Origin of the sequence: Streptomyces sp. NPDC058240, assembly GCF_042882135.1 — a bacterium.
Classification (GTDB): domain Bacteria; phylum Actinomycetota; class Actinomycetes; order Streptomycetales; family Streptomycetaceae; genus Streptomyces.
In genome coordinates, this window is record NZ_JBHVWT010000003.1 from 35,360 (window position 1) to 47,365 (window position 12,006).

Below are 12,006 nucleotides of genomic sequence, written 5' to 3' on the forward strand. Positions count from 1 at the left end.
CGGGCGGGACCGGACAGCGTCCCGTCCCGCCCGGTCCGGTCCGGAACCGGCGCTCAGTTCCCCAGATCCGCGAGCTGGTCGTACCCCTCGATCTCCCGGGGATCACGCGAACTCGGACCCACATACCGCGCCGAAGGACGCACCAGCCGCCCCGTCCGCTTCTGCTCCAGGATGTGCGCCGACCAGCCCGCCGTACGCGCGCAGGTGAACATCGACGTGAACATGTGCGCCGGGACCTCCGCGAAGTCCAGCATGATCGCCGCCCAGAACTCCACGTTCGTCGCCAGCACCCGGTCCGGGCGCCGCGCGTGCAGCTCCTCCAGCGCGGCCTTCTCCAGCGCCTGCGCCACCTCGAATCGCGGCGCGCCCAACTCCTCGGCCGTGCGCCGCAGCACCCGCGCCCGCGGGTCCTCCGCCCGGTAGACCCGGTGCCCGAAGCCCATCAGCCGCTCGCCCTTGTCCAGGGCCTTCTTCACGTACGCGGTGGCATCGCCGGTCCGCTCGATCTCCTCGATCATGCCGAGCACCCGGGACGGCGCACCGCCGTGCAGCGGACCCGACATCGCACCCACCGCGCCCGACAGCGCCGCCGCCACATCGGCGCCGGTCGACGCGATGACGCGGGCGGTGAACGTCGAGGCGTTCATGCCGTGCTCGGCGGCCGATGTCCAGTACGCGTCGACGGCCCTCACATGCTTGGGGTCCGGCTCGCCCCGCCAGCGGATCATGAACCGCTCGACCACCGACTGCGCCTTGTCGATCTCGCTCTGCGGGACCATCGGCAGCCCCTGCCCGCGCGCCGACTGGGCGACGTACGAAAGCGCCATCACGGCGGCCCGCGCCAGATCGTTGCGCGCCGTCTCCTCGTCGATGTCGAGCAGCGGCTTCAGACCCCACACCGGCGCGAGCATCGCCAGCGCGGACTGCACATCGACCCGGATGTCCCCGGAGTGCACCGGGATCGGGAACGGCTCGGCCGGCGGCAGTCCGGGGTTGAACGCCCCGTCGACCAGCAGACCCCAGACGTTGCCGAACGACACATGGCCGACGAGATCCTCGATGTCGACACCCCGGTAACGGAGCGCACCGCCTTCCTTGTCCGGTTCGGCGATCTCCGTCTCGAACGCGACGACTCCCTCTAGTCCCGGTACGAAGTCGGACATGGCGGCTCCCTCGGTCGACGGCTCTGCGGAGGCCACAGTGGCCTGCTCAAGATACTGGCGGGTTCCCCCGACGCGGGGAAGCGTGACATCCGGCACAGCCCCCCGGATCGACGCCGCCGCGACGCCGCCCGGATCGCTCGCCACCCCTCCTCGCCGGGCCCGCTCGACCGCTGCGGCAGGATGACCCCCGTGCCCACCGCAGACTCCCCCTCCGATTCCACCACCGATCCGGCCGCCATGCGCGAGCAGTACCGCTCCGAGGGCTTCACCGAGGACACGCTGGCCGCCGACCCGATGCAGCAGTTCGCCCACTGGTTCCGGCAGGTCGCCGTCGGCGGGGTGCTCCACGAGCCCAACGCCATGGTGGTCTCCACCGCCACCCCCGAGGGCCGGCCGTCCTCACGCACCGTGCTGCTGAAGAAGTACGACGCGCGCGGCTTCGTCTTCTTCACCAACTACGAGTCCCGCAAGGGCCGCGAACTGACCGCCAACCCGTACGTCTCGCTGCTCTTCCCCTGGCACCCGATGGCCCGCCAGGTCATCGTCACCGGCAGGGCGGACCGGATCGGCCGCGACGAGACGGTCGCCTACTTCCGCACCCGCCCGCACGGCTCCCAGCTCGGCGCCTGGGCGAGCCCCCAGTCGACGGTGATCGGCTCCCGCGACGAGCTGCTCGCCCGCTACGAGGAACTGGCGGCCCGCTACCCCGAGGGCGAACACGTCCCCGCGCCCCCGCACTGGGGCGGCTACCGCGTCGTCCCCGACACGATCGAGTTCTGGCAGGGCCACGAGAACCGGCTGCACGACCGGTTGAGGTACGTACGCGAGGGCGAGCAGTGGCGCGTAGAGCGGCTGTGCCCGTAACAAACCCTTCGGACGCAAACCCCTTCGGACGCAAACCCCTTCGGACGCAAACCCCTTCGGACGCAAACCCCTTCGGACGCAAACCCCTTCGGGCGCGGGTCCCTTCGGGCGCGGGCCCCTTCGGACATGCAGAAACCCGCAGGCTCTGGTCCCTCCTTGCGGAGGAGCCGGCCGGACTTACCGGCGAGCCTGCGGGTCGGTGACTGCTTGGGATTGGCCGATGACCGGCCTGCACTGCAAAGAGCGCGACAACGGGCGTCAGCCCGCAGCCACCTCACGAGTCCGAGAAGAAATCACTTCCGGAACACCTCCTTTCATCGCTGGCAGCAGCCTAGGAACGTCCCCGGCACCGCACAAGCGAATTAATGCGGCGGCCGATTTCCGGGAAGTCGGTGTGTGCTGGGTCACCTTCGAGTTCAATGGTCTGACGTGCGGAAATGCCGGATGCGTCCTGCGGGGAGTACGGGATGAGTGCGTCCACAGGCGGTGGAACGACCGAGGCGCTCGGGCCCGACGAGGGGCCGAAGGCGGGGCCCGGGGCCGAGTTGCTCGCCGCGTTGCTCGACGGGATGGACGCCGCGCTCTGCGCCTTCGACGCGGGTGGCACGATCACCCACTGGAACCGCGAGGCCGAGCGGATTCTGGGCTGGTCCGCCGAGGAGGCCGTGGGGCGGCTCGGGTTCGCCGGGTGGGCGGTGCGGCGGGCGGACGCGGGCGAGGTGCGGGAGCGGCTGATGGCGGCCATGGACGGACCGGGCCGCCGCGTCCACGAGTTCGCGCTGCTGCGCAAGGACGGCGGACGGGTGCTCGTACGGACCCAGTCGGCTGGGGTCCGGGGCGCGGACGGCAGACCGGCCGGGGTGTACTGCGCGTTCAGCGAGGCGCATGCGCAGATCGATCTGGAGCGGTCGATCGCGCTGAGCGAGACGTTGTTGCAGGACGCGTCCTGGGGTGTGGTGCTGGTCGACGCGGATCTGCGGCCGACGGTCGTCAACGCGCACGCGGCACGGGCGCTGGGCGGCGGTCGCCAGACGATGCTGGGGCGCCCGCTGGGGGAGCTGATCGTGCAGGGCGTCGAGGATCTGGAGGGCGCCTTGCAGCACGTGCTCGCCGAGGGCGCCCCACCGGCGCCCGCCGACTTGTGGGTGACGCTGCGGACGGCGGAGGGGGAGCGGCGGCGCTGCTGGCGCAGCGGTTTTCTGCAGCTGGCCTCGCCGCTCGCCGAGGAGCCGGTCCCGCTGGGGGTCGGCTGGCTGTTCCAGGACGTGACGGTGGAGCGGCTGGCGGCGCAGGAGGCGGACCGGGTGCGGTTCCGCTCGAACCAACTGCACCGGGCCTCGCGGTCGGCGTCCGAGTGCGAGGACCCGATGGAGGCGGCGATGTCCTGCCTGGACTACGCGCTCGCGGGCTTCGCGGATCACGCGCTGGTCGATCTGGTGGCGGGGGAGCGGCTGGTGCGGGTGGCGGCGACCCCCGCCGGTGAGCCGGGTCCGTGCCTGCCGGTGGCCGGCGGCTCCATTCCGTTGCGGTACGCGGCGGGGCACCCGGCTCTTCAGGCGGTGGACCGTACGGGTTCGGTACGGGCCAGCGCGGGGGCCGGGCCCGGGGCCGGGGTGTGGGCGGCCGAGCGGCAGTGGCCGGGCGATTCCGTGCACGCGCTGTGTGCGGTGCTGCGGAGCAGGGGGCGCACGCTGGGCGTGGTGACGTTTCTGCGCTCGGCCCACCGCACCGCGTTCGAGCGCCCCGACGCGGCGTACGCGGAGACGGCGGCGGCCCGGGTCGCGGGGGCGGTCGACCTGGCGCAGGTGACGAAGCGGCCGTAGGCGACGCGGTCCGGCCAGGGGGTGTGCCGGGCCCCGTCGCGGAGCCCGGCACCGACCCCGGCCGGGGCCCTGGCACCGACCCCGGCCGGCGCCCGGCCTCACGCCGCGTGCAGCGCCAGCGTCGGTGAGAGGCGGGATGCCCGCACCGCCGGGTAGAGGCCCGCGATCGTGCCGATCACCAGCGTCGCGCCGAAGCCACCGCCGACCGCCCACGGCGGCACCACCCAGGGCAGCCCGCCGGAGTACGCGTACACCCCGGTCGCCGCCGCACCGAGCGCCACGCCCGCCAGGCCGCCCAGGCCGGAGAGCATCAGCGACTCCGTGACGAACTGGATGCGGATCTGGCCCCGGGTCGCGCCGAGCGAGCGGCGCAGCCCGATCTCGTACCGCCGCTCCAGCACCGAGATGATCATGGTGTTGGCGACCCCGACGCCGCCGACGAGCAGCGCGATGCCGCCCAGGCCCAGCAGCAGGCTGCTGAACGCCCCCTCGGTCGCCGCCTTCGCCCGGAGCGCCGACGACGGATCGGTGACCTTCACGTTCTGCGGGTTCTGCGGGTCGACCGTCGCCGCCATGACCTTGCGCACGTCCTGCACCGCCGAGTCGGCCGAGCGCTCGTACACCGACGTCGGGTGGCCCTCGAAGCCCAGCAGGCGCTTCGCACCCTCCCAGCCGACCAGGGCGGAGCGTTCGATCTCCGGCGCGAGCGGCAGCGGGGCGAGGATGCCGACCACGGTGAAGTACCGGTCGCCCAGCCACACCTGCCGGCCCGGAGCGGTGATGCCGAGACGCTCCGCGGAGACATGGCCGAGCACGACGGAGGGGTAGCGTCCGGTCGCGTTGTTGAGCCAGCTGCCGCTGCGGACCTCGCCGCGCAGCACCCGCAGCAGGTCGCCGGTGGTCGCCTTGACGGTGATCCCGCCCGTATCGTCCTTGTCGATCTTCTCGTTGCGGCGTGCGGTCGCGTCGAGGTCGGCGGTCGCGCCCACCTCCTGGACGCCCTTGATGCGGCCCACCATCCCGACCGCGTCCTCGGGCAGCTCGACGTCCTGCCCGGCGAACATCGAATCGCCGGGGGAGGCCACGAGCAGGTTGGTGCCCAGCTTGTCGAGCTCCCGGAGCAGTTGGGCCTGGCTGGAGGCGGAGATGCCCACCACCGAGATCATCGTCGCGATGCCGATGGCGATGCCCAGGGCGGAGAGCACGACCCGCATCGGCCGGCTGCGCAGCCCCGCCGAGCCGACGTGCAGCACGTCCCGGGGGCGGAGCCGGGCCGCTTTCAGCCGCCCCCGGCCGTCGGCCTCGCGGTCCGCGCGCCGCGCCCTCACTGGTCCGCCCCCGTCGCGGCGGGGGAGCGGCCGTTCCCGGATCCATCGCGCACATCCGTGGATGAACCGCGCATTCCCGTGGACGGATCGGGTACGTCCGCGGACCGATCGCGTACGTCCACGGACGGATTGCGTACGTCCGCGACCACCTGGCCGTCCCGGATGCGCACCTCGCGCGGCAGGTCCCGGGCGATCTCGGTGTCGTGCGTGATGACCGCGATGGTGGCGCCCTCCCGGTTGAGGTCGCGCAGCAGCTTCATCACCGCTTCCCCGGACGCCGAGTCGAGCGCCCCGGTCGGTTCGTCGGCCAGCAGCAGCGCGGGTTCTCCCACGACGGCCCGCGCGATGGCGACCCGCTGTTTCTGTCCGCCGGAGAGCTGGTGCGGCTTGTGGTCGAGGCGGTCGGCGAGTCCGACCCGCTCCAGCGCGGCGGCGGCCCTGCGGCGGCGTGCGGCACGGGACAGGCCCGAGTACAGCAGGCCCTCCGCGACGTTGTCGCGGGCGCTGACGCCCGGCACCAGGTGGAACGCCTGGAATACGAAGCCGACGTGCTGGGCACGCAGTGCGGAGAGCCTGCGGTCGGAGAGCGCCGCCACGTCGTGCCCGGCGATGTGGACGGAACCGGCAGTGGGGCGGTCCAGGGTGCCGATGATGTGCAGCAGCGTGGACTTGCCGGAGCCGGACGGGCCGACGATGCCGAGGAGTTCGCCCTCCTCGACGGTGAGGTCCACCCCGCGCAGGGCGGCGACCGGGCCCGGGTACTCCTTGGTGACGCCCCTGAGGCCGACGACCGTGCTCATATCTTCGGCACCCCGACCTTCATGCCCTCGCGCAGCCCGCCGCCGGACACCTCGACCCGGCCCTCGGCGAACATGCCGAGCTCGACCTTCACGTCGCGGACCGTGCCGCCCCGGACGACCTGGAGGCCGAAGCCGCCGCCGGGCAGCGCGAGCAGCGCGTTCACCGGGACGCTGAGGACATCCTTGTGCAGCTCGCCGGCCAGGTTCACCGTGACCGGCGATTGGTCGAAGCCGCCGACCTCCGCCGGCTTGTCGAAGGAGACGGTCAGGGCGACCTTGGGGCTGTCGTCCTGCGGGTCGTCGCCGGGCTTCGCCGTCCGGCCGACCGAGGAGACCGCCCCGGCCGCGCTGCTGCCGTCCGGCAGATCGACGGTGACCTTGGTGCCCGCCTTGGCGAGCTGGCTCTCGGCGACGTCGAGCTCGAACGTCACGATGCGCTCGGAGCCGGTCGTGGTGAGGACCGGAGCGCCGGGCTGGGCCAGTTCGCCGACGGCCGCCTCGACGCTCTTGATCCGGACCTCCCCCGGGGCGAAGGCGATGTCCTGCGGCCCCACGGTTCCGGTCCGCTTGCTGTCGTGGGACTCCTGCCAGCGCTTGACGGCGGCCGCGGTCAGCTCGGTGTACTCGTCGTCCGGAGTGAAGCCGGTGTAGCCGAGCTCCGCGAGATTGCGCTCCAGCTGCTCGACGTCCCGGCCCCGGTCGCCCGGCTTCAGCGTCCGGTACATCGGCCCCGAGCCGTACATCAGCCACACCGCCCGGCCGTCGACCTCGTACAGACGCTCGTTCCGCTTGACGGTCGAGCCGGTGCGCGGGGCCCAGGTCATGGTGCCCGCCGCACCCGCGTTGACCTTGCGCTGCTTGTCGTAGCCGAGCGTCCCGTCCGCCTGGGCGCTGTCGCGCAGGTCGCCGCGCTCGACCGCGGCGGTGGCCGGGGGCAGCCCGGTGTTCTTCGGGCCGGCCGTCTCCTCGGCGGAGCCGAACCGGGTGAGAGCCAGTGACCCGGCCGTCACGGCGAGCACCGCCGCAGCGGCCGCCATGGCCCGTCCGCGCCTCACCGCCCGACGCTTTCGCACGCCGCGTTGGCCTTCTCGAACTTCTTCATGTCCTTCGGCTTCAGCGCGGGCGCCGCCTGCATCGCCCCGCCGTCGAACTTCGGGTCGGGCATGTCGAAGCCGTTCTTGCGCATGCACCGGGCGAAGGCGACCGCCTTGTCCTTCTCGGCCTGGGTGAGCTCCTTGGGCCCGCCGCCGACCGCCTTGTCCTGGCAGGCCTTGAACGCCTTCTCCATCTCCTTCTTGCTCTTGCCGCCGCTGCCGACGGTGATTCCGCGGCCGTTCTCGCCCGGCTTCGGCTCCGGGACGTCCAGACCCTGCTCCCGCAGGCACTTGCGGTGCTCCAGGGCCTGGTCCTCCTCCGTCTTCCTGTTGTCCGAAGCAGATCCGCCGTTCTTGGTTCCGCTTCCGCTTCCGCTTCCGCCGCCGTCGCCCGAGCAGGCGGTGGCCGACAGGACGACGACGGCGGCGATCAGGCAGGCGGCGGCGACGCCGCGACTTTGTGCGCGGGAGGTGGTCCGGCGGGAAATGGTCGGGTTCATGAGGGCTCCTCGTCCGTTGCTGACAGGCCGGGTGCGTACGGCCCGAGCGTGTGCGAGGACGCGGTTTCGTTTCTCTCAGCCCGGATGCTTACACCGGCGAAACATCGCTTTCGGTTAAACAGAACCCATGCGTGTGCTGGTGGTGGAGGACGAGGAATTCCTGGCCGGGATGATCGCCGAGGGGCTGCGCCGCGACGCCGTCGCGGTGGACATCGCCCCCGACGGCCTGGCGGCGCTGGACCGGCTTCGGTTCGGCGCGTACGACGTGATGATCCTCGACCGCGATCTGCCGGGGCTGCACGGCGACGAGGTGTGCCGGCGGGTCGTCGGCATGCGCCTGCTGACCCGGATCCTGATGCTCACCGCGTCCGGGACGGTACGGGACCGGGTGGCCGGCCTCGGGCTCGGCGCCGACGACTACCTGACCAAGCCGTTCGCGTACGACGAACTCCTCGCCCGGGTCCTGGCGCTCGGCCGCCGCGCCCGCCCCGCTCTCCCGCCGGTCCTGGAACGGGCCGGGCTGACGCTCGACACCGCCCGCCGCCAGGTCTGCCGCGACGGCCGCTACCTCTCGCTCTCCCGCAAGGAGTTCGCCGTGCTGGAGACCCTGCTGCGGGCCGAGGGTGCGGTCGTCAGCGGCGACGACCTGATCGAGGAGGTGTGGGAGGAGGACACCAGCTACCGCACCAACGCGGTCCGGGTCACGCTGTCCAAGCTCCGCGCCAAACTGGGCGCGCCCCCGGTGATCGAGACGGTCCCGGGGGCCGGCTACCGCATCGGGGACGGCCGCGCGGACCGGCCGGGGAACGGCGGCCCCGCGAGCGGACCGGTGGGCGGCGACGCGACCGGACCGGTCCACGGGCCGACGGACCAGCCGGACAACGGCTCCGCGGACCGGCCGGGGGAGGGCCGGTGAGCAGCGAGCGCGCCCGGCTCACCGCGCTGTACGGCGGACTGCTGGTGCTGGCCGGCGCCCTGCTGGTGGGGCTGGTCTACCTGCTGGTCAGCGAGGGCCTCTACGCCAGTGTGCTGACCGCGGTGGCCCCGGCGGTCCCCGCCGGGGCCACCGCCGCCGCCCGGTCGGGCGTGGCCACCGCGCCCGCGCTGCCGTCGTCGGACTGGGCGCAGACCGCGGTCATGCAACCCGGGCAGTACGCGGTGGCGCAGCGGGTCAGCACCGCCGCCGGGGACGCCGCGCTCAGCCAGCTGCTGACGGTCTCCGGGGTCTCCCTCGCCGTCTACTCGGCGCTCTCCGTCGCGCTCGCCTGGTGGATGGCGGGTCGGGTGCTGCGGCCGGTCGGCGTCATCACCGCCCGAGCCCGCCGGCTCTCCGGCAGCAACCTGCACGAACGCCTCGCGCTGAAGGCCCCGCCCGGCGAGCTCAAGGAACTGGCCGACACCTTCGACGGGATGCTCGACCGGATCGAGGAGCTGGTCGCCGCCCGGCAGCGGTTCGCCGCCAACGCCGCCCACGAGCTGCGCACCCCGCTCGCCGTGCAGCGGGCCGCAGCCGAGATCGGCCTCGCCGACGACCCGTCGCCCGAGAAGGTCGCCTGGATCCGGGACAAGCTCATCGACACCGCAGCCGACAGCGAGCAGCTCATCGAGGGACTGCTGCTCCTCGCCGTCTCCGACGAGGGCCTGCGGCGGCGCGAACGGGTCGAACTGGACGCGACCGCGGCCACGGTGACCGAGGCGCTGGAGGCGGAGGCGAAGGAACGGTCCATCACCGTCGAAGCGGAGGCCCGGCCGCTGTCGGTCGAGGGCGACCCGGTCCTGCTGGACCACCTCGTGCGCAACCTGGTCGCCAACGCGCTGCGCCACAATCACCCCGGCGGGACGGTACGGATCCAGGTGGGGCCGGGCGGTCTGGAGGTCGCCAACACCGGGCCGGTGGTGGACCCGGCGACCGTGCCGCTGCTGTTCGAGCCGTTCCGCCGGGCGCAGGCCCGCCGCCACGCTCCCGGTGAGGGGGCCGGTCTGGGGCTCTCCATCGTGGCGTCGATCGCGAGGGCGCACGGCGGCGAGGCGAGTGCGACGGCGAACCCGGGCGGCGGACTGACGGTCCGGGTCGTGCTGCCGACGTGCCCGTAGCGGGGCGGCCGGCGGCCCGGCGCGATCAGTGGCGGTAGAAGATCCGGTCCCGGTACTCCGTCATGACGCGCCCGTTCCACTCGTGACCGCCGTCGACGTTTCCCGACCGCAGCATCGGCGGTTCGACCCCCCGCGCCACGAGCTGCTCCACCGCGGCGGCCATCATCGCCTGCATTACCGCACTGGTGACGACCGTCGACGCGGGTGCGAACGGCGCCTCGACCCCCTCGGCGGTCAGCTCCGCGTCACCGATGGAGATCTTGCTGTCGAGCACGATGTCGCAGTGGTCCCGCAGGAAGCCGCCCGAGGCGTGCCGGGACCGGGTGCCGTGCGCGTACGCCACCGAAGTGACGCCGATGACCTTCAGGCCGAGCGCCCGCGCATTCATCGCCATCTCCACCGGAAGCGCGTTGCGCCCGGAGAGCGAGATGATCACGAGGACGTCGCCCGCCTTCGCGGGGCTGGAGTCGAGCACCGCGCCCGCCAGCCCGTTGACCCGCTCCAGTGCCGAGCCGAGGGGCGCCGGCATGACGTCGACGCCGACGCTCCCGGGCACGGCCAGCAGGTTCATCAGGGCGAGGCCGCCCGCCCGGTAGACGACGTCCTGCGCGGCGAGGGAGGAGTGCCCGGCACCGAAGGCGAAGAGCCTGCCGCCCGCCGCGACGGTGTCGGCGATCGCCGCACCGGCGGCCGCGATGTTGCCGGACTCCTCGTCGCGTACCCGCTCCAGCAGGCCGATCGCTGCGTCGAAGAACTGACCGGCCAGCTTGCTGTCGCTCATCGAGGAGGCCCTTTCCGGCGGGAGAAAGTGTTCACGGGTGTCCGTGCCGCGGATCACGTTGCGGTCTGGACCAGTGACATGTCAATACCGCCCACGCGGCTCCGCTGCACGGTGTTCGGCCGGTGCGGCACGGTTGTCGGCGGTATGCGTCAGAATTGGGTCAGGGCCAGCGCACGACGTTTTTCATGTCACAGCATCGAGGGGCACGAATGTCCGGACTGATCGACACCACGGAGATGTATCTCCGCACCATCCTCGAACTCGAAGAGGAAGGCGTGGTCCCCATGCGCGCCCGGATTGCGGAACGGCTGGACCAGAGCGGTCCGACGGTCAGCCAGACGGTGGCGCGCATGGAGCGTGACGGCTTGGTGCAGGTCGCGGGCGACCGGCACCTGGAGCTGACCGACGAGGGGCGCCGCCTCGCGACGCGTGTGATGCGCAAGCACCGGCTCGCCGAGTGCCTGCTCGTCGACGTGATCGGTCTGGAGTGGGAGCAGGTCCACGCCGAGGCATGCCGCTGGGAGCATGTGATGAGCGAGGCCGTGGAGCGGCGGGTGCTGGAGCTGCTGCGCCACCCGACGGAGTCCCCGTACGGGAATCCGATCCCGGGCCTGGAGGAGCTGGGCGAGAAGGCCGAGGCCGACCCCTTCCTCGAAGAGGGCATGGTGAGCCTGTCGGAGCTCGACCCGGGCGCCGAGGGCAAGACGGTGGTCGTGCGCCGGATCGGTGAGCCGATCCAGACGGACGCCCAGCTGATGTACACGCTGCGGCGCGCGGGTGTGCAGCCCGGCTCCGTGGTCAGCGTGACCCAGTCGCCCGGTGGCGTGCTGGTCGGCAGCAGCGGCGAGGCGGCGGAGCTGGACGCCGAGGTCGCCTCGCACGTGTTCGTGGGCAAGCGCTGAGCAGTACCACCGTCGGGTGGGCGCCCCTGGGCGGATGCCGCCGAGGGGCGCCCGTCCTGGCCGGATGACGCCGCTGGGCGCCGCTTGGCCGAATGCCGTTGCCGGGGCGCCCCGGCGTGACGTCCGCTTTCCCTTTTCCGTCCGGAATTGCAGCGCCCGGACGGATCACGTGCCAGGCTGTGCCTGAGGCATACCTGAGAGTGTCGGTCATCTGGCCGCGCGGTCGGGGAGGGAGCAGGCGCATGCGCCCGTCGTACCGGCGTGTCCGGCACGCGTACCGGAGAGTGGCTGCCGCGGTTGCGGCGGTCCGCGCATCGCGCGTCGGTGCCCGGGAAAGCGCCTACGGGCGTACGAGTGAATCGCACACCGCCACCCGTGGGCGTACCCGCGCACCGCAGACCGCCGCCCGCGGGACCCGTGCCGCCGCCCGCCGAAGCGCACCGGCGCCAGCGGCTCCCCGGAAGACAGAGGGCCCCGGCGCCTCGCGGCGCCGGGGCCTGTCCTCCCCTGCTTTGACCTGGAGCCCCGAGCTCTCAAGGCCAATCCCCACGGGCCCTCATCCCCGAGTGGCCCGCCTCCCGGAGAAGATCTCCCCTCCGCCGCCGCGGTCAATCCTTGGAGGCGGTCACTCGAACGAGCGGTGTCGGATGGCGGAAC

11 protein-coding genes are annotated in these 12,006 nt (G+C 72.7%); 5 read left to right on the forward strand and 6 right to left on the reverse strand.

What is annotated here, in order from left to right; all coding sequences use genetic code 11:
- Positions 1 to 53: 53 nt before the first annotated feature.
- Positions 54 to 1,163, reverse strand: coding sequence for a citrate synthase 2 (locus tag ACFVX4_RS07890; RefSeq protein ID WP_389973062.1), 1,110 nt, complete (start codon positions 1,161 to 1,163; stop codon positions 54 to 56).
- 237 nt (positions 1,164 to 1,400) lie between these two features.
- On the opposite strand from ACFVX4_RS07890, the gene pdxH reads away from it, so the two are divergent.
- Together pdxH and ACFVX4_RS07900 are read left to right on the forward strand one after the other, a co-directional pair.
- Positions 1,401 to 2,027 (forward strand): pyridoxamine 5'-phosphate oxidase, encoded by a 627-nt coding sequence (gene pdxH, locus ACFVX4_RS07895; protein WP_389973962.1) that lies wholly within the window; start codon positions 1,401 to 1,403, stop codon positions 2,025 to 2,027.
- 467 nt (positions 2,028 to 2,494) lie between these two features.
- Positions 2,495 to 3,850: a PAS domain-containing protein gene (locus tag ACFVX4_RS07900; protein ID WP_389973065.1), complete on the forward strand. Its 1,356-nt coding sequence runs from the start codon at positions 2,495 to 2,497 to the stop codon at positions 3,848 to 3,850.
- A gap of 98 nt (positions 3,851 to 3,948) precedes the next feature.
- On the opposite strand, the gene ACFVX4_RS07905 is transcribed toward ACFVX4_RS07900, so the two are convergent.
- The 4 genes from ACFVX4_RS07905 to ACFVX4_RS07920 are packed head-to-tail and all read right to left on the reverse strand — an operon-like array spanning position 3,949 to position 7,572.
- On the reverse strand, positions 3,949 to 5,178 hold the full coding sequence (locus ACFVX4_RS07905) for an ABC transporter permease (protein WP_389973068.1): 1,230 nt from the start codon (positions 5,176 to 5,178) through the stop codon (positions 3,949 to 3,951).
- The gene (locus ACFVX4_RS07910; RefSeq protein ID WP_389973071.1) at positions 5,175 to 5,978 is read right to left on the reverse strand and encodes an ABC transporter ATP-binding protein; all 804 of its coding nucleotides are present in this window, start codon (positions 5,976 to 5,978) and stop codon (positions 5,175 to 5,177) included. Before ACFVX4_RS07910 ends, ACFVX4_RS07905 begins: the two co-directional genes overlap by 4 nt.
- Positions 5,975 to 7,015, reverse strand: coding sequence for a peptidoglycan-binding protein (locus tag ACFVX4_RS07915; protein ID WP_389973075.1), 1,041 nt, complete (start codon positions 7,013 to 7,015; stop codon positions 5,975 to 5,977). The genes ACFVX4_RS07910 and ACFVX4_RS07915 overlap by 4 nt, the downstream gene beginning before the upstream one ends.
- Positions 7,016 to 7,029: 14 nt before the next feature.
- Positions 7,030 to 7,572, reverse strand: a complete 543-nt coding sequence (locus ACFVX4_RS07920) for a hypothetical protein (protein WP_389973078.1) — start codon at positions 7,570 to 7,572, stop codon at positions 7,030 to 7,032.
- Between the two features lie 127 nt (positions 7,573 to 7,699).
- Here ACFVX4_RS07920 and ACFVX4_RS07925 point away from each other — a divergent pair, with 127 nt between their 5' ends.
- Both ACFVX4_RS07925 and ACFVX4_RS07930 read left to right on the forward strand, forming a co-directional pair.
- Positions 7,700 to 8,488, forward strand: coding sequence for a response regulator transcription factor (locus tag ACFVX4_RS07925; protein WP_389973081.1), 789 nt, complete (start codon positions 7,700 to 7,702; stop codon positions 8,486 to 8,488).
- The gene (locus tag ACFVX4_RS07930) at positions 8,485 to 9,666 is read left to right on the forward strand and encodes a sensor histidine kinase (protein WP_389973083.1); all 1,182 of its coding nucleotides are present in this window, start codon (positions 8,485 to 8,487) and stop codon (positions 9,664 to 9,666) included. Before ACFVX4_RS07925 ends, ACFVX4_RS07930 begins: the two co-directional genes overlap by 4 nt.
- A gap of 25 nt (positions 9,667 to 9,691) precedes the next feature.
- On the opposite strand, the gene ACFVX4_RS07935 is transcribed toward ACFVX4_RS07930, so the two are convergent.
- The gene (locus ACFVX4_RS07935; protein WP_389973086.1) at positions 9,692 to 10,447 is read right to left on the reverse strand and encodes an SIS domain-containing protein; all 756 of its coding nucleotides are present in this window, start codon (positions 10,445 to 10,447) and stop codon (positions 9,692 to 9,694) included.
- A gap of 209 nt (positions 10,448 to 10,656) precedes the next feature.
- On the opposite strand from ACFVX4_RS07935, the gene ACFVX4_RS07940 reads away from it, so the two are divergent.
- Positions 10,657 to 11,349, forward strand: a complete 693-nt coding sequence (locus ACFVX4_RS07940; protein WP_266415810.1) for a metal-dependent transcriptional regulator — start codon at positions 10,657 to 10,659, stop codon at positions 11,347 to 11,349.
- Positions 11,350 to 12,006: the final 657 nt, after the last annotated feature.

Coding starts and splice junctions, on each gene's coding strand:
- ACFVX4_RS07925 (WP_389973081.1), top strand. CDS start 7,700: ATGCGTGTGCTGGTGGTGGAGGACGAGGAATTCCTGGCCGGGATGATC.
- ACFVX4_RS07890 (WP_389973062.1), bottom strand. CDS start 1,163: ATGTCCGACTTCGTACCGGGACTAGAGGGAGTCGTCGCGTTCGAGACG.
- pdxH (WP_389973962.1), top strand. CDS start 1,401: ATGCGCGAGCAGTACCGCTCCGAGGGCTTCACCGAGGACACGCTGGCC.
- ACFVX4_RS07910 (WP_389973071.1), bottom strand. CDS start 5,978: ATGAGCACGGTCGTCGGCCTCAGGGGCGTCACCAAGGAGTACCCGGGC.
- ACFVX4_RS07920 (WP_389973078.1), bottom strand. CDS start 7,572: ATGAACCCGACCATTTCCCGCCGGACCACCTCCCGCGCACAAAGTCGC.
- ACFVX4_RS07900 (WP_389973065.1), top strand. CDS start 2,495: ATGAGTGCGTCCACAGGCGGTGGAACGACCGAGGCGCTCGGGCCCGAC.
- ACFVX4_RS07915 (WP_389973075.1), bottom strand. CDS start 7,015: ATGGCGGCCGCTGCGGCGGTGCTCGCCGTGACGGCCGGGTCACTGGCT.
- ACFVX4_RS07940 (WP_266415810.1), top strand. CDS start 10,657: ATGTCCGGACTGATCGACACCACGGAGATGTATCTCCGCACCATCCTC.
- ACFVX4_RS07935 (WP_389973086.1), bottom strand. CDS start 10,447: ATGAGCGACAGCAAGCTGGCCGGTCAGTTCTTCGACGCAGCGATCGGC.